The organism is Leifsonia sp. Soil_N53, assembly GCF_057655165.1.
Map to the genome: position 1 here is coordinate 33,110 of NZ_JBDGMM010000062.1, position 14,338 is coordinate 47,447.

Consider the following 14,338-nt stretch of genomic DNA (forward strand, 5'->3'; position numbering starts at 1 on the left):
GACCGGGGTGTCTGCACGAGAGTCCTGAGGAGGACCACAGTGGCTAAGGCCAAGTTCGAGCGGACTAAGCCGCACGTGAACATCGGAACCATCGGTCACGTCGACCACGGCAAGACGACGCTCACCGCGGCGATCTCCAAGGTGCTTGCAGACAAGTACCCGTCGGCGACCAACGTGCAGCGCGACTTCGCGTCGATCGACTCGGCTCCGGAAGAGCGTCAGCGTGGTATCACGATCAACATCTCGCACGTCGAGTACGAGACCCCGAAGCGCCACTACGCGCACGTTGACGCCCCGGGTCACGCCGACTACATCAAGAACATGATCACCGGTGCCGCTCAGATGGACGGCGCGATCCTCGTGGTCGCCGCCACCGACGGCCCGATGGCTCAGACCCGCGAGCACGTGCTCCTGGCCAAGCAGGTCGGCGTTCCGTACCTGCTCGTCGCGCTGAACAAGTCCGACATGGTCGACGACGAGGAGATCCTGGAGCTCGTCGAGCTCGAGGTCCGCGAGCTGCTCTCCAGCCAGAACTTCGACGGCGACAACGCTCCGGTCGTGCGCGTCTCGGGCCTCAAGGCTCTCGAGGGCGACGAGAAGTGGACCCAGTCCATCCTCGACCTCATGGAGGCCGTGGACGACTCGATCCCGGACCCGATCCGCGACAAGGACAAGCCGTTCCTGATGCCGATCGAGGACGTCTTCACGATCACCGGTCGTGGCACCGTCGTCACCGGTCGCGCCGAGCGTGGCACCCTCGCCATCAACTCCGAGGTCGAGATCGTCGGCATCCGCCCGACGCAGAAGACCACGGTCACTGGTATCGAGATGTTCCACAAGCAGCTCGACGAGGCCTGGGCCGGCGAGAACTGTGGTCTGCTCCTCCGCGGCACCAAGCGCGAGGACGTGGAGCGCGGCCAGGTCGTCGCGAAGCCGGGTTCTGTGACCCCTCACACCAACTTCGAGGGCACCGCCTACATCCTGTCCAAGGACGAGGGTGGCCGTCACAACCCTTTCTACACGAACTACCGCCCGCAGTTCTACTTCCGTACCACCGACGTCACCGGCGTCATCTCGCTGCCCGAGGGCACCGAGATGGTCATGCCCGGCGACACCACCGACATGTCGGTCGAGCTCATCCAGCCGATCGCCATGGAGGAGGGCCTCGGCTTCGCCATCCGTGAGGGTGGCCGCACCGTGGGCGCCGGTACGGTGACCAAGATCAACAAGTAAGTCCCCGCCCGGTCCACCGGGCAGGCATTTCGGCTGAGGGCCGGACCCGCGAGGGTCCGGCCCTTCGTCGTTTGGCGGTGCGGTGAAGATGTGATAAATATTGGGGGTTTCATCTCACACCTAAGGTAGTTCCCCTGTGTCTTCGAATCGCTCTCGCTCCTTTCCGACCCGTATCGCCGCCGCGATCGGAGGTCTCACGCTCGTGGCGGCGCCGCTCACGCTCGCCGGGCCGGCGGCGCTGGGTGAGCCGGCAGACAGGGTGACGGACGGGACGACGGCCTCGGTCGAGTCCTTCGTCGAGCAGCTCGTCGGCGAGGGCGTCACCACCTCGGGGATCCGGTTCACCGGTGACCCGCGCGCGATCGGCTCCGTCGCCGGGATGGACGCGCTCGGTCTCGCTTCGGTCGTCGCGCTCAGCACCGGTCAGGTCGCAGGGATTCCCGGCCCGCACGGGCGCAGCCTGTCGACGCGGCTGGACACCCCGGGAGACGAGGACGCCGCGGCCCTGGCAGCTGGCCGGACCCGGGACGCGGCCGTCCTGGAGTTCGATGTCGTACCGACGTCGGCATCCCTCTCGATCGACTACGTGTTCGGCTCGGCCGAATACAACGACTGGGTCGGCAAGGGCTTCAACGATGTGTTCGGCTTCTTCGTCAACGGGGCGAACTGCGCGGTCATCGGGGAGGCGCCGGTCAGTGTCGACTCGGTGAACGCGGGCAGCAACGCGGAACTGTTCGTCGACAACACGGCAGGTTCGGTCGACACGGCGCTCAACGGCTTCACCGTCCCGCTGCGCTGCGTCGCTCCGGTTGCGGCGCACGAGCAGAATCACGTCAAGCTCGTGATCGCGGATGTCTCGGACGCGATCCTCGACTCGGTCGTGCTCCTGGCCGTGGGCGGCGTCGTGTCGAACGATCCGCCGTCGGCGGCCGATCTCGCGTTCACCCTGGCGGCGGGGTCGTCCGCCTCGGTGGAGTTCCCCGGCACGGACCCGGACGGCGACGCGCTGACGTACGCGATCGTCGCCGAGCCGGCTCACGGCACGTTCCGCTCGTCCGGCCCCGGCGGCGTCTACAGCCCCGAAGCGGGTTTCACCGGGGCGGACGCCTTCGAGTACACGGTCAGCGACGGTCACTCCACCGCCGGCCCGTTCCGGGTGGACATCGAGGTGGTCGAGGACGCGTCGCTCACTCCGACCGTGCGGGACCTGCGTTACACCGCGTTCGCGGGGGAGGACACGCCGATAACGCTGGTCGCCTCCGCTGCAGACGGCTCTGCTCCGGAGGACGAGTCCGTACGGATCGACGTCGTGGCGGAGCCGTCCCACGGCGTCCTCAGCGGCGAGGGCGTGCACCGCAGCTACCGGAGCGACCCGGCGCATCTCGGAGCCGACTCATTCGTCTACACCGCGACCATCGAGGGCCGGACGAGCGCATCCGCCACCGTGACGCTGGACGTCGTCAGCCGGCCCGTGCCGGCCGTCGCCGGCCGCACTGTTCCGGTCTTCCCGCCGGGGCCGGTGGCTGTGACGGAGCGCTCGCGCGCTCTCGCCGGTACCGGCGCCACCGTCGACGTCGGCCCGCTTGCGTCGCTGGCGATCGGCGCCGCCGCCGCCGGTGCGGCGGTCCTCTGTCTCGGTCTCCTCGTGCGATCGCGACGCCCCCGTTCCTGTGCATGAGTTCGCCGGGGGTTTACCTCACGCCGAGTCGGGCGCACAATTGACGCACCGTTTCAACCGAACGGGTCCGTCGACGAAGGGAGACCGCCTATGGTGAGCATGGACCTCGCAAACCAGACCAAGCCGCTGACCGGAGCACGGACGAAGAGTTCGGACACCGCTTAGGCGGTCTGGAACCAACAGGACGATGGCGCGAGGCATCGCCCGGACGGGGTCGACACGACGTGCCGGCCCCGCTTCCATGTCCGGCAGCGCTTCGACCCGGGGACCGCCCGATGGCCCGGCGCATCACAACCCGAGCGCCGCGATCCTCCCCGCCCGATCGAGCGGTATCCCGTGGCGAACGAGGAGCTCGCTCATCTTGTCCACCCGACGGCCGGTAGCCCACTGCCAGCGCACGAATCGCCATCCGGCGGCTTCGACTCTGCGCTCGCGAGCTGCGCGTTCGGCGAGCAGCCCCCAGGCATCCCGACCGCGCCGGAACGCCGGATGATGCAGCTTCGCCGCGCCGTCCGCTTCTCCGGCGACTCCGAGCTCCGGCCAGGCGAAGTCCAGCCGTGCCGATGGCCCGAAGAGTGCCGGCACCGCCAGTTGGAGCGCGGGAGGAGGTGCGCCCGCCAGCGCGATCGTCGCCCGGCTCACGGACTCCAGTGCTGACTCGGCTCGCCCATCGGCGAAGCGCACCGACGCGACCGCCCGCCGACGCTCATGCGGATCGCGCACCGCTGACGCGGCCTCCTCCAGGTCCTGACGGGTGGCGAGGGGAGTGCGTTCGCCCCAGGTGCCGGTGGACAGAGCGGCGTCGGCGAGCGCCACACCCTGGAGGAACGAGGTGCGACCCGCGAGGTCGGCCACCGTCTTTGCGACACTCGTCGCGCGCAGGCCCTGCTTCACGACAGCGCACGATGGCTGGTCGCGCGCGTGCGTCACGACACCGGAGGCGGCCCCCTCGGTTCGACCTGCTGCCACGACGTGGATCGTGCCTGGCGGCGGCTCGAGCAGCGGAAGTCCATGGATGAGCGCCGCCGACCAGTAGGCGAAGACGGGCGGCCGCGCCCGGGTCGCCGCGAACATGCGCAGGCGTTCGAACTGATCGGCGCGCGTGCGACGGCGGCGAAGCTGCTCGGGCGTCACGTGACGGGTCGGCTCGACCGCGCGGAGGTGAACGTCGCGCACGTGGGCGGCGCGGGAGGTGTTGTGGATCGCTGTCATGTCATCCAGCTTGGAAGCCTGAGCCCGAGCTGTCCTGCGCTGGCGGAATCTGTGGAGAAGTCGAGGGCGAGCGCTGATTGGGGACGGACCACTTCACAGGAATCCATATGGAACAAGCTGTAGTATGTGTGTCTTACCATGTCTGACTGGCCGCAGTACTCGATCAGCATCGTCGTCTGCTTCCACAACGCCGGTGCGGCGATCGAGCGCACCCTCGAGTGGCTGGCACGCTTCGAGTCGGCGGCGCAGCTCATCCTGGTCGACGACGCTTCGAACGACGGGACGGCAGAGACCCTGCGGGAGTGGAGCGCGCCGCGCTCGCGCAGCACGGTGATCGCGCTGCCGGAGAACCGCGGACCGGCCCGGGCTCGCAACGCGGCCATGGCGCACGTGAGCGGGGACTACGTGTGGTTCGTCGACGACGACGACGAGCCTGCACCCGACGCGCTGGCCGCATTCGCCTACGCGATACGGGAGGCGCAGCCTGAGCTCGTGTTCGCGCGGGCCCGGTTCCGCTCCGCCGACGGCGCGGAGCGGTGGGCAGACGGTGTCGACGAGACTCGGGTCATCGGACGTCGCGAGGCGCTCGCACGCGTGCTCGAAGGCCAGGTGCAGGGCTTCCTCTGGAGCAAGCTGTTCCATCGCTCGGTCCTCGGCGACGAGCCCTTCGGGAGCGAATACCCGCAGGAGGACTTTCTCGGCGTCGTCGGCGCGATCTCGCGCAGCACACGCGTCGCACTCTCCCCGGCGCTCGTGTACACCTACGTCGAGAGGCCGGGCTCGATCAGCCGCGATCGCCGGCCCGAATTCTCGCGCTACGCGGCAGCGCGTGACGCCGCTGTGGACGCGGCCGGGCGCACGGGCGTCGACGCCGGCACCATCTCCTTCTTCCGGCTGTGGTTCTATGCCATCGCCGTCGCGTTCGTCCCCGTGCGCAGGAAGGCCGCGCCCGACGCTGTCCGTGAGGGCGTGCGCCTCGCCCGGGCGGAGCTCCGCGAGCTCGACCTCTCGTCCTGCGCGCGGCACAGCCGGGCCGCGGCGGCGCACGGGAGGGTCATCCTGCTGACCGGCCGTCTGTATCCACTCCTGCTCAGGCCAGCGCTGGTGGTCCACGACCTGCTCAGGAGGCTCCGCCGATGACAGCACCCGCCGCCGCGGTCTCGGTCGTCATCCCGACCATGAACACGCGGGACGCGCTCCAGGAGGCCGTGGACTCCGCCCTCTCCCAGCGCGGAGTGGACGTGGACGTGGTCGTCGCGGTGAACGGCGCCGGCCCCGACCCGCAGTTCGCCGATCCGCGCGTCCGCGTCGTCCGGTCGGACCCGGTCGACCGGGGCAACGGCGCGCGCATGGCGGGCATCAGAGCCGCCCGGCACGAACTGGTAGCCCTGCTGGACGACGACGACACCTGGGCGCCGGACAAACTGGCTGATCAGGTCGCCGCCCTGCGCGAGCGCGGGGTCGCGGGCGACAACTGGGTGCTGACGTGCTCGATCGCCGAATTCGACACCGTCACGAAGACCACGCGCATCGTGCCGACCGAGCCCGTGACGGAGGTGCCGAGCATCGCGGCGTACCTGCTGGCGCGTCCCCGGCTTCATTCGGTCTCCCCGCAGTTCGCCTCCTCGACGATGCTCTTCCCGCGTGAGCTGGCCCTGCGCGAGCCGTGGGACACGACTGTACGACTCCATCAGGATTGGGAGTGGCTGATCCGGCTCGAACGGAACCAGGGTACGCGGATGCTCTGCCTGCCGGAGCCGCTCGTGGTGCGCCCGGTCAGCCATTCGGACTCGCTGACCACGGCTCCGGACTGGCGCTCCAGCCTGGACTGGGGCGAGCGTCATCTGGCCGAGCATCCCGCCCGGATCCGGGGAGACTTCTTCCTGACCTACCCCGCCGATCGTGCCGGCCGAGCGGCCAGCGGGGAGGGCCTTCTCGCCTGCCTGCGAGCGGCCCTGCGCCAGGGCAGGCCCGGCTACGGGGCCTGGGCCTACTTCGGCGTGACGACGATGCGCGCGGCGCGCAACCGGCTGCGCGGGACGGAGGTTCGCCCGTGAAGGTCGGCTACGGCCGTGTGTGGGACACGTCCTATCCACGCAACGCCCGGATTCGGGCCTACCTGCGCGACAGGTTCGACGCGGAGGTCACGGTCAACCGGCGCTGGGAGGGCTCTCGCGTGCGCCGCATCCCGCATGACATCGGGTCCCTGCTCTTCGGCCTCCATGGGAAGCAGCTCTACATCCTCGCCGAGTTCTCCCTCCCGTACGCCGTCGTGCTCTGGGCCGTCGCGCGGCTCAACCGCGGCGTGTTCGTGGTGGACGGTTTCGTCGGGCAGTACGAGACCATGGTCGAGGACTGGAAGAAGGCGCGCCCCGGGACACTGCGAGCCGGCTGGTACGCACTAGTCGACAGACTGGCCCACCGCCTGGCCGATCTCGTGCTCATCGACACCCGCGTGCGGGCGCGGGCGCTCGCGGAGGCTCACCCGGGCACGCAGGTCATCTCACTGCCCGTCGGAGCGCCGGCGTGGGCCAGGCCGGTTGCGAGTGGTGGACCGCACACAGGGCCGGTCCGTATGCTCTACTACGGCAACTACATCCCGCTGCACGGCCTGCCCATCGCTCTGCGGGCCATCGCGTGTGCGACGCGATCCGTCGACCTGACGGTCACACTCATCGGAGACGGAGCACCGCGCGCGGAGATCGAAGCGCTGTCCAGCGCGCTCGGGATCGACGGGGTGTGCCGGTTCGTGGACCCGGTGCCCGAGGAGATGCTCGCCGGCCACCTCGCCGACGCCGATATCGTGCTCGGCATCTTCGGCGACTCGGACAAGGCGAGAAGCGTCATCGCCAACAAGGTCTGGCAGGGACTCGCTTCAGGCAAAGCGGTCGTCACGCGTGCCTCTCCTGCGCTCGCCGAGATCGCCGGCCCGTGCGGTGAGCAGCTGGTGCAGGTCGACGGGAGCGACGAGGAGCAACTCGTCGCAGCGCTTGCGGAGGCCCTCGTCGCACTGTCCGTACGACGGGCGGGCGCGGAGGCGGACACGGCCGCCGCCCTCGAAGCGTACGTCGCGTCCGAGTTCGACGTTTTCGGCCGTCGCGTCGAAGAATTGCTGGCCGCGCGTCGCCGCTGAACCACCCGCGACACGCCCGGGTTGCAGCATCGCTCCGGATCTGGCAAACTTGTGTGGTTCAACATTTCGGAACGAGCGTGCTGACGTGCGCTCCGGACGGATCACTGCCAGGCAGTGCATAGCCCGCCACGGGAGCCTTCGGGCCCGCGGTCAGAGGTTAGGCCGCAGGCAGCAGGACACGCTCACAATCGACACCTTCGAAAACACGGGGATTTCTCTGTGCCTCGGAGCAGGCGGTGAGTTGACAGAAGAATAGTGGCGTTTCCCACGCGTACGTCGCACTGCGTCCAATGCGAGCGCGGTTCGTAAGAACCGTCTCGTACGACGCCATAACAAGAGAGAGAGTCAGACATGGCGGGACAGAAGATCCGCATTCGGCTTAAGTCGTATGACCACGAGGTCATCGACACCTCGGCGCGCAAGATCGTCGACACGGTGACCCGTGCAGGCGCGACCGTCGTCGGCCCGGTGCCGCTTCCCACCGAGAAGAACGTGGTGTGCGTCATCCGTTCGCCCCACAAGTACAAGGACAGCCGTGAGCACTTCGAGATGCGCACGCACAAGCGGCTGATCGACATCATCGACCCGACGCCGAAGGCCGTCGACTCGCTCATGCGTCTCGACCTGCCCGCCGACGTCAACATCGAGATCAAGCTCTAAGGGGGAGTGCCGCTATGTCCAACATCGACACCAAGACCTCCAAGGGACTCCTCGGCAAGAAGCTCGGCATGACCCAGGTCTGGGACGAGAACAACAAGCTCATCCCCGTGACCGTCATCGAGATCACGCCGAACGTCGTGACCCAGGTCCGCACCCCCGAGGTCGACGGCTACAACGCCGTCCAGATCGCCTACGGCCAGATCGACCCGCGCAAGGTGAACAAGCCGGCCGCCGGCCACTTCGACAAGGCGGGCGTCACGCCGCGCCGTCACCTCACCGAGGTCCGCACCGCCGACGCCGCCGAGTACTCGGCCGGCCAGGAGCTCACCGTGGACGCCACCTTCGAGGCCGGCCAGCTGGTCGACGTCGTGGGCACCTCCAAGGGCAAGGGCTTCGCCGGTGTCATGAAGCGCCACAACTTCAAGGGCGTCTCCGCTTCGCACGGTGCGCACCGCAACCACCGCAAGCCGGGCTCCATCGGCGCCTCCTCGACCCCGAGCCGTGTCTTCAAGGGCATGCGCATGGCCGGTCGTATGGGTGGCGAGCGCGTGACCGTCCTGAACCTCAAGGTCCAGGCCGTCGACGCCGAGAAGGGCCTGCTGCTCGTCAAGGGCGCCGTCCCCGGCGCTCGTGGCCGCATCGTTTTCGTCCGCAACGCAGTGAAGGGGGCCTAAGCACATGGCTACCTCGATTGACGTCGTCGACCTCAAGGGCAAGAAGGCCGGCTCCATCGAGCTTCCGGACTCCCTGTTCGACGTTCAGACCAACATCCCGCTGATCCACCAGGTCGTGACCGCTCAGCTCGCCGCGGCGCGCCAGGGCACCCACAAGACCAAGGGTCGTGGCGAGGTCTCCGGCGCCGGCCGCAAGCCGTTCAAGCAGAAGGGCACCGGTCGCGCTCGTCAGGGCTCGATCCGCGCTCCTCAGATGACCGGTGGTGGCGTCGTCCACGGACCGAACCCGCGCGACTACTCGCAGCGCACCCCGAAGAAGATGATCGCCGCTGCTCTGCTCGGCGCCCTCTCGGACCGCGCCCGCGGCAGCCGCATCCACGCCGTGCAGGCGTTCACGACCGGCGAGGTCCCCTCGACCAAGGCCGTCGTGGAGCTGCTCAACGGCGTCGCGACCTCCCGCCACGTCCTCGTGGTGCTGGAGCGCGACGACGAGCTCGCTTTCAAGAGCGTGCGCAACGTCCCGTCCGTGCACGTGCTGACCTACGACCAGCTGAACGCCTACGACGTCCTGGTGAGCGACGACATCGTCTTCTCGCAGGCCGCGCTCGAGGGCTTCATCTCGTCCAAGAGCAAGAAGGAAGAGGTGAACGCGTAATGGCCGCCGTCAACAAGGACCCGCGCGACATCATCATCGCCCCGGTCGTCTCCGAGAAGAGCTACGGCCTGATCGACGAAGGCAAGTACACCTTCATCGTCGACCCGCGTTCGAACAAGACCGAGATCAAGCTCGCCATCGAGTCGATCTTCAAGGTCGAGGTCGCGTCGATCAACACCCTGAACCGTCAGGGCAAGACCCGCCGCACCAAGTTCGGCACCGGCAAGCGCAAGGACACCAAGCGTGCGATCGTCACGCTGAAGTCCGGTTCCATCGACATCTTCACGGCCGTCGGCTGAGCGAAGGACTAGAGGAAGACAGACATGGCAATTCGTAACTACAAGCCCACGACCCCCGGTCGTCGCGGCTCCTCGGTCGCCGACTTCGCCGAGATCACCCGCTCGACGCCGGAGAAGTCCCTTCTCCGTCCGCTGTCGAAGACCGGTGGCCGCAACAACCAGGGCCGCATCACGACCCGTCACATCGGTGGTGGCCACAAGCGCCAGTACCGCGTGATCGACTTCCGTCGCAACGACAAGGACGGCGTCAACGCGAAGGTCGCGCACATCGAGTACGACCCCAACCGCACCGCGCGCATCGCGCTGCTCCACTTCGTGGACGGCACCAAGCGCTACATCCTGGCTCCGGCCGGGCTGAAGCAGGGCGACGTGGTCGAGTCGGGCGCCGGCTCGGACATCAAGCCGGGCAACAACCTGCCGCTGCGCAACATCCCGACCGGTACCGTGATTCACGCCATCGAGCTGAAGCCGGGCGGCGGCGCCAAGATGGCCCGCTCCGCCGGCGCCTCGGTGCGTCTCGTCGCGAAGGACGGCCCCTACGCCCAGCTGCGCCTGCCCTCGGGCGAGGTCCGCAACGTCGACGTGCGCTGCCGCGCCACGATCGGCGAGGTCGGCAATGCCGAGCAGTCGAACATCAACTGGGGCAAGGCCGGCCGCATGCGCTGGAAGGGCGTCCGCCCGACCGTCCGCGGTGTCGCGATGAACCCGATCGACCACCCGCACGGTGGTGGTGAGGGCAAGACCTCCGGTGGTCGCCACCCGGTCAGCCCGTGGGGTCAGAAGGAAGGCCGCACGCGCCACCCCAACAAGGAAAGCGACAAGCTCATCGTCCGCCGTCGTAACGCCGGCAAGAAGCGTAAGTAGGAGTTCGAGAAGATGCCACGCAGTCTCAAGAAGGGCCCCTTCGTCGACGAGCACCTGTTTCGCAAGGTGGTCGCCGCGAACGAGGCAAACAGCAAGAACGTGATCAAGACCTGGTCGCGCCGCTCGATGATCGTCCCGGCCATGCTGGGTCACACCATCGCGGTGCACGACGGTCGCAAGCACATCCCGGTGTTCGTCACCGAGACCATGGTCGGTCACAAGCTGGGCGAGTTCGCGCCCACCCGTACCTTCCGTGGTCACGTGAAGGACGACAAGAAGGGTCGCCGCCGCTAACGCGGTGGCGTAAGGAGGAGAGAAATGGTGGAGTCGATCGCACGCGTGCGTCACATCCGCGTCACCCCCATGAAGGCCCGCCGCGTCGTCAACCTGATCCGCGGCAAGCAGGCCCAGGAGGCCCTGGCCATCCTGAAGTTCGCCCCGCAGAGCGCGAGCGAGCCGGTCTACAAGCTCGTCGCCTCGGCGATCGCCAACGCGCGCGTCAAGGCCGACCAGAGCAACACCTACCTGGACGAGCAGGACCTCTACGTGAGCAAGGCCTTCGTGGACGAAGGCACCACGCTCAAGCGGTTCCAGCCGCGTGCGCAGGGCCGTGCCTTCCGCATCAACAAGCGCACCAGCCACATCACGATCGTCCTCGCGACGCCCGATGAGGTTCAGGACGCCAAGGCTACGAAGAAGGCGAGCAACTAATGGGTCAGAAAGTCAACCCGTACGGCTTCCGTCTGGGAATCACCACCGACCACGTGTCGCGCTGGTTCTCCGACAGCACGAAGAAGGGTCAGCGTTACAGCGACTACCTCGCTGAGGACGTCAAGATCCGCACGCTGCTGAAGACCTCGCTCGACCGTGCCGGCGTGTCCCGCATCGAGATCGAGCGCACCCGCGACCGCGTCCGCGTCGACATCCACACCGCCCGTCCGGGCATCGTGATCGGTCGTCGTGGCGCCGAGGCCGAGCGCATCCGCGCCGACCTCGAGAAGCTCTCGGGCAAGCAGATCCAGCTGAACATCCTCGAGGTCAAGAACCCCGAGGCCGACGCCCAGCTCGTCGCCCAGGGCATCGCCGAGCAGCTCGCCGCCCGCGTGGCCTTCCGCCGCGCGATGCGCAAGGGCCTGCAGGGCGCTCAGCGCGCCGGCGCCAAGGGTGTCCGCATCCAGGTGTCGGGCCGCCTCGGCGGCGCCGAGATGAGCCGCTCGGAGTTCTACCGTGAGGGCCGTGTGCCGCTGCACACGCTCCGCGCGAACATCGACTACGGCTTCTACGAGGCCAAGACCACCTTCGGTCGCATCGGTGTCAAGGTGTGGATCTACAAGGGCGACATCACGAACAAGGAGCTTGCCCGCGAGCAGGCCAACCAGAAGCCGTCGCGCGAGCGCAACGACCGCGACCGTGGTCCGCGTCGCGGCGGTGGCCGGGGCAACGCACCCGCCGCCGAGGCAGCGCCGGCCGCAGCAGGAGTTGAGGCATAACCATGTTGATCCCACGCAGAGTCAAGCACCGCAAGCAGCACCACCCCGGCCGTAGCGGCCAGGCGACCGGTGGCACGAAGGTCTCCTTCGGCGAGTTCGGCATCCAGGCCCTGACCCCCGCTTATGTGACCAACCGTCAGATCGAGTCCGCTCGTATCGCCATGACGCGTCACATCAAGCGTGGCGGCAAGGTGTGGATCAACATCTACCCGGACCGTCCGCTCACGAAGAAGCCGGCCGAGACCCGAATGGGTTCCGGTAAGGGTTCCCCCGAGTGGTGGGTCGCGAACGTCAAGCCGGGTCGGGTCCTCTTCGAGGTCTCCGGCGTCTCCGAGGAACTCGCTCGTGAGGCCATGACCCGTGCAATCCACAAGCTGCCCCTCAAGGCACGCATCATCAAGCGCGAGGAGGGCGACGCGTAATGGCGATCGGCACCAAGGAGCTCGCTCCCAGCGAGCTCGACACTTTTGAAGACGAGCGTCTGATCGACGAGCTGAAGAAGGCCAAGGAAGAGCTGTTCAACCTGCGCTTCCAGTCGGCCACCGGTCAGCTCGAGAGCCACGGCCGCCTGCGTGCGGTCAAGCGCGACATCGCTCGTATCTACACCGTGATCCGCGAGCGCGAGCTCGGGATCCGGGCGACCCCGGCCCCGGCCGAGGTGGCGCCCGCCAAGGCAGAGAAGAAGAGCAAGGCGAAGAAGGAGGCCGCTGAGGCCCCCGAGGTCGCCGAGACCGAGACTGAGGAGGCCAAGTAATGGCTGAGACCACCAAGGCTGCGGCCGCGGAGTCGGCGGCCGACGAGGCCCTCGTCCGTGGATACCGCAAGGCCCGTCGCGGGTACGTCGTCAGCGACAAGATGGACAAGACCATCGTCGTCGAGGTCGAGGACCGCGTGAAGCACCCCCTGTACGGCAAGGTCCTCCGCCGCACCTCCAAGGTGAAGGCGCACGACGAGAACAACGCCGCCGGCATCGGCGACCTCGTTCTCATCAACGAGACCCGTCCGCTGAGCGCCTCCAAGCGGTGGCGCCTGGTTGAGATTCTGGAGAAGGCCAAGTGATTCAGCAGGAATCCCGACTCAAGGTCGCCGACAACACCGGCGCCAAGGAGCTTCTCGCCATTCGCGTCCTCGGCGGCTCCAGCCGTCGCTACGCCGGCCTGGGTGACGTCATCGTCGCCACGGTCAAGGACGCGATCCCCGGCGGCAACGTCAAGAAGGGCGATGTCGTCAAGGCCGTCGTCGTGCGCGTGCGGAAGAACACCCGCCGCCCGGACGGCTCCTACATCAAGTTCGACGAGAACGCCGCCGTGATCCTGAAGAACGACGGTGACCCCCGCGGCACCCGCATCTTCGGCCCGGTCGGCCGTGAGCTTCGCGACAAGAAGTTCATGAAGATCATCTCGCTGGCCCCGGAGGTGCTGTAACCCATGGCGAACATCAAGAAGGGCGACCTGGTCCAGGTCATCACCGGCCGCTCGCAGGAGCGCGGTGGCGACCGTGGCAAGCAGGGTCGCGTCATCGAGGTCCTCGTCGAGAAGAACCGCGTGATCGTCGAGGGTGTCAACTTCGTGACCAAGCACGTGCGCGTCGGCCAGACGCAGCGTGGCACGAAGACCGGCGGCATCGAGACCCACGAGGCCTCGATCCACGTCTCCAACGTGGCGCTCGTCGACCCCGAGACCAAGAAGCCGACCCGCGTCGGCTTCCGCAACGAGACCGTTACGAAGGACGGCGTCACCAAGACGGTCCGCGTTCGTTACGCCAAGAAGTCTGGTAAGGACCTGTAATGACGGACACTGCAACGAGTGCTGGCAAAATCCAGCCTCGCCTGAAGCAGAAGTACAAGACCGAGATCTCCGCTCAGCTCAAGGGCGACTTCGGCTTCACGAACGTGCACCAGGTGCCCGGCCTCGTGAAGATCGTGGTGAACATGGGCGTCGGCGAGGCTGCTCGTGACGGCAAGGTGATCGACGGTGCGATCAACGATCTCACCCTGATCACCGGCCAGAAGCCGCAGGTCACCAAGGCCCGCAAGTCCATCGCGCAGTTCAAGCTGCGCGAGGGCCAGCCGATCGGCGCGCACGTCACGCTGCGCGGCGACCGCATGTGGGAGTTCCTCGACCGTCTGCTCTCGCTCGCGCTGCCCCGTATCCGGGACTTCCGCGGCCTGAGCGACAAGCAGTTCGACGGAAACGGCAACTACACGTTCGGTCTCACGGAGCAGTCGATGTTCCACGAGATCAACCAGGACCGGATCGACCGTGTCCGCGGTATGGACATCACGGTCGTGACCACCGCCAAGAACGACGACGAGGGCCGCGCGCTGCTCAAGCAGCTCGGCTTCCCGTTCCGTTCGAACGAGGCGAGCAACTGACTCTAGTAGTCTTGTCTCTTTGTGGGCCGGCCACCCGGCCGGCCCACCTCCACCACAGGTCGTCAG

General features: G+C 67.6%; 20 protein-coding genes. 19 read left to right on the forward strand and 1 reads right to left on the reverse strand.

The annotated features are described in order from the left end of the window. Nucleotides 1–39 precede the first annotated feature (39 nt). Both tuf and AC3A3H_RS11435 read left to right on the forward strand, forming a co-directional pair. Nucleotides 40–1,233, forward strand: coding sequence for an elongation factor Tu (gene tuf, locus AC3A3H_RS11430; RefSeq protein WP_487614684.1), 1,194 nt, complete (start codon nt 40–42; stop codon nt 1,231–1,233). Between the two features lie 202 nt (nt 1,234–1,435). Continuing rightward, nucleotides 1,436–2,911: a choice-of-anchor L domain-containing protein gene (locus AC3A3H_RS11435; RefSeq protein WP_487614685.1), complete on the forward strand. Its 1,476-nt coding sequence runs from the start codon at nt 1,436–1,438 to the stop codon at nt 2,909–2,911. A 288-nt stretch (nt 2,912–3,199) separates the two neighbouring features. On the opposite strand, the gene AC3A3H_RS11440 is transcribed toward AC3A3H_RS11435, so the two are convergent. Next, on the reverse strand, nt 3,200–4,045 hold the full coding sequence (locus tag AC3A3H_RS11440) for a hypothetical protein (RefSeq protein ID WP_487614686.1): 846 nt from the start codon (nt 4,043–4,045) through the stop codon (nt 3,200–3,202). A gap of 216 nt (nt 4,046–4,261) precedes the next feature. Here AC3A3H_RS11440 and AC3A3H_RS11445 point away from each other — a divergent pair, with 216 nt between their 5' ends. The 17 genes from AC3A3H_RS11445 to rplE all read left to right on the forward strand — a co-directional run bounded on the left by AC3A3H_RS11445 (nt 4,262) and on the right by rplE (nt 14,272). Then, nucleotides 4,262–5,263, forward strand: coding sequence for a glycosyltransferase family 2 protein (locus tag AC3A3H_RS11445; RefSeq protein WP_487614687.1), 1,002 nt, complete (start codon nt 4,262–4,264; stop codon nt 5,261–5,263). Continuing rightward, on the forward strand, nt 5,260–6,180 hold the full coding sequence (locus AC3A3H_RS11450; protein ID WP_487614688.1) for a glycosyltransferase family 2 protein: 921 nt from the start codon (nt 5,260–5,262) through the stop codon (nt 6,178–6,180). Before AC3A3H_RS11445 ends, AC3A3H_RS11450 begins: the two co-directional genes overlap by 4 nt. Beyond that, nucleotides 6,177–7,256 carry a glycosyltransferase gene (locus AC3A3H_RS11455; RefSeq protein WP_487614689.1) on the forward strand — a complete coding sequence of 360 codons (1,080 nt, stop codon included), beginning with the start codon at nt 6,177–6,179 and terminating at the stop codon, nt 7,254–7,256. The genes AC3A3H_RS11450 and AC3A3H_RS11455 overlap by 4 nt, the downstream gene beginning before the upstream one ends. A gap of 351 nt (nt 7,257–7,607) precedes the next feature. Further along, the gene (rpsJ, locus tag AC3A3H_RS11460; RefSeq protein WP_005050520.1) at nt 7,608–7,916 is read left to right on the forward strand and encodes a 30S ribosomal protein S10; all 309 of its coding nucleotides are present in this window, start codon (nt 7,608–7,610) and stop codon (nt 7,914–7,916) included. A 14-nt stretch (nt 7,917–7,930) separates the two neighbouring features. Then, on the forward strand, nt 7,931–8,590 hold the full coding sequence (rplC, locus tag AC3A3H_RS11465; protein WP_055913953.1) for a 50S ribosomal protein L3: 660 nt from the start codon (nt 7,931–7,933) through the stop codon (nt 8,588–8,590). Between the two features lie 4 nt (nt 8,591–8,594). Continuing rightward, entirely contained in the window at nt 8,595–9,245 is a 651-nt protein-coding gene (gene rplD / locus AC3A3H_RS11470) for a 50S ribosomal protein L4 (protein ID WP_487614690.1), read from the forward strand. Continuing rightward, nucleotides 9,245–9,544 (forward strand): 50S ribosomal protein L23, encoded by a 300-nt coding sequence (gene rplW, locus AC3A3H_RS11475; protein WP_382459492.1) that lies wholly within the window; start codon nt 9,245–9,247, stop codon nt 9,542–9,544. The genes rplD and rplW overlap by 1 nt, the downstream gene beginning before the upstream one ends. Nucleotides 9,545–9,568: 24 nt before the next feature. After that, a complete protein-coding gene (gene rplB, locus AC3A3H_RS11480; RefSeq protein WP_370054598.1) occupies nt 9,569–10,408 on the forward strand; it encodes a 50S ribosomal protein L2 in 840 nt (279 codons plus the stop codon). Nucleotides 10,409–10,420: 12 nt separating this feature from the next. Beyond that, a complete protein-coding gene (gene rpsS / locus AC3A3H_RS11485) occupies nt 10,421–10,702 on the forward strand; it encodes a 30S ribosomal protein S19 (protein ID WP_018191964.1) in 282 nt (93 codons plus the stop codon). A 24-nt stretch (nt 10,703–10,726) separates the two neighbouring features. Further along, nucleotides 10,727–11,119 (forward strand): 50S ribosomal protein L22, encoded by a 393-nt coding sequence (gene rplV / locus AC3A3H_RS11490; RefSeq protein ID WP_487614691.1) that lies wholly within the window; start codon nt 10,727–10,729, stop codon nt 11,117–11,119. After that, nucleotides 11,119–11,898, forward strand: a complete 780-nt coding sequence (gene rpsC, locus AC3A3H_RS11495; RefSeq protein WP_487614692.1) for a 30S ribosomal protein S3 — start codon at nt 11,119–11,121, stop codon at nt 11,896–11,898. Before rplV ends, rpsC begins: the two co-directional genes overlap by 1 nt. 2 nt (nt 11,899–11,900) lie before the next feature. Continuing rightward, nucleotides 11,901–12,320 carry a 50S ribosomal protein L16 gene (rplP, locus tag AC3A3H_RS11500; protein ID WP_055894786.1) on the forward strand — a complete coding sequence of 140 codons (420 nt, stop codon included), beginning with the start codon at nt 11,901–11,903 and terminating at the stop codon, nt 12,318–12,320. Next, complete coding sequence (rpmC, locus tag AC3A3H_RS11505) at nt 12,320–12,652, forward strand: 50S ribosomal protein L29 (protein WP_208041273.1); 333 nt, start codon at nt 12,320–12,322, stop codon at nt 12,650–12,652. Before rplP ends, rpmC begins: the two co-directional genes overlap by 1 nt. Then, the gene (gene rpsQ, locus AC3A3H_RS11510) at nt 12,652–12,957 is read left to right on the forward strand and encodes a 30S ribosomal protein S17 (RefSeq protein WP_487614693.1); all 306 of its coding nucleotides are present in this window, start codon (nt 12,652–12,654) and stop codon (nt 12,955–12,957) included. The genes rpmC and rpsQ overlap by 1 nt, the downstream gene beginning before the upstream one ends. Next, nucleotides 12,954–13,322: a 50S ribosomal protein L14 gene (gene rplN / locus AC3A3H_RS11515; RefSeq protein WP_018191958.1), complete on the forward strand. Its 369-nt coding sequence runs from the start codon at nt 12,954–12,956 to the stop codon at nt 13,320–13,322. Before rpsQ ends, rplN begins: the two co-directional genes overlap by 4 nt. A gap of 3 nt (nt 13,323–13,325) precedes the next feature. Next, nucleotides 13,326–13,685: a 50S ribosomal protein L24 gene (gene rplX / locus AC3A3H_RS11520; RefSeq protein WP_487614694.1), complete on the forward strand. Its 360-nt coding sequence runs from the start codon at nt 13,326–13,328 to the stop codon at nt 13,683–13,685. Then, nucleotides 13,685–14,272: a 50S ribosomal protein L5 gene (rplE, locus tag AC3A3H_RS11525; RefSeq protein WP_487614695.1), complete on the forward strand. Its 588-nt coding sequence runs from the start codon at nt 13,685–13,687 to the stop codon at nt 14,270–14,272. The genes rplX and rplE overlap by 1 nt, the downstream gene beginning before the upstream one ends. Nucleotides 14,273–14,338: the final 66 nt, after the last annotated feature.

Bases quoted from the DNA above. Each gene is read 5' to 3' on its own strand.
- rpsS (WP_018191964.1), top strand. From the start codon at position 10,421: ATGCCACGCAGTCTCAAGAAGGGCCCCTTCGTCGACGAGCACCTGTTT.
- AC3A3H_RS11450 (WP_487614688.1), top strand. From the start codon at position 5,260: ATGACAGCACCCGCCGCCGCGGTCTCGGTCGTCATCCCGACCATGAAC.
- rplE (WP_487614695.1), top strand. From the start codon at position 13,685: ATGACGGACACTGCAACGAGTGCTGGCAAAATCCAGCCTCGCCTGAAG.
- rplX (WP_487614694.1), top strand. From the start codon at position 13,326: ATGGCGAACATCAAGAAGGGCGACCTGGTCCAGGTCATCACCGGCCGC.
- rplP (WP_055894786.1), top strand. From the start codon at position 11,901: ATGTTGATCCCACGCAGAGTCAAGCACCGCAAGCAGCACCACCCCGGC.
- rplD (WP_487614690.1), top strand. From the start codon at position 8,595: ATGGCTACCTCGATTGACGTCGTCGACCTCAAGGGCAAGAAGGCCGGC.
- rplV (WP_487614691.1), top strand. From the start codon at position 10,727: ATGGTGGAGTCGATCGCACGCGTGCGTCACATCCGCGTCACCCCCATG.
- rplB (WP_370054598.1), top strand. From the start codon at position 9,569: ATGGCAATTCGTAACTACAAGCCCACGACCCCCGGTCGTCGCGGCTCC.
- rpmC (WP_208041273.1), top strand. From the start codon at position 12,320: ATGGCGATCGGCACCAAGGAGCTCGCTCCCAGCGAGCTCGACACTTTT.
- rpsC (WP_487614692.1), top strand. From the start codon at position 11,119: ATGGGTCAGAAAGTCAACCCGTACGGCTTCCGTCTGGGAATCACCACC.
- rpsJ (WP_005050520.1), top strand. From the start codon at position 7,608: ATGGCGGGACAGAAGATCCGCATTCGGCTTAAGTCGTATGACCACGAG.
- AC3A3H_RS11445 (WP_487614687.1), top strand. From the start codon at position 4,262: ATGTCTGACTGGCCGCAGTACTCGATCAGCATCGTCGTCTGCTTCCAC.
- rpsQ (WP_487614693.1), top strand. From the start codon at position 12,652: ATGGCTGAGACCACCAAGGCTGCGGCCGCGGAGTCGGCGGCCGACGAG.
- rplW (WP_382459492.1), top strand. From the start codon at position 9,245: ATGGCCGCCGTCAACAAGGACCCGCGCGACATCATCATCGCCCCGGTC.
- rplC (WP_055913953.1), top strand. From the start codon at position 7,931: ATGTCCAACATCGACACCAAGACCTCCAAGGGACTCCTCGGCAAGAAG.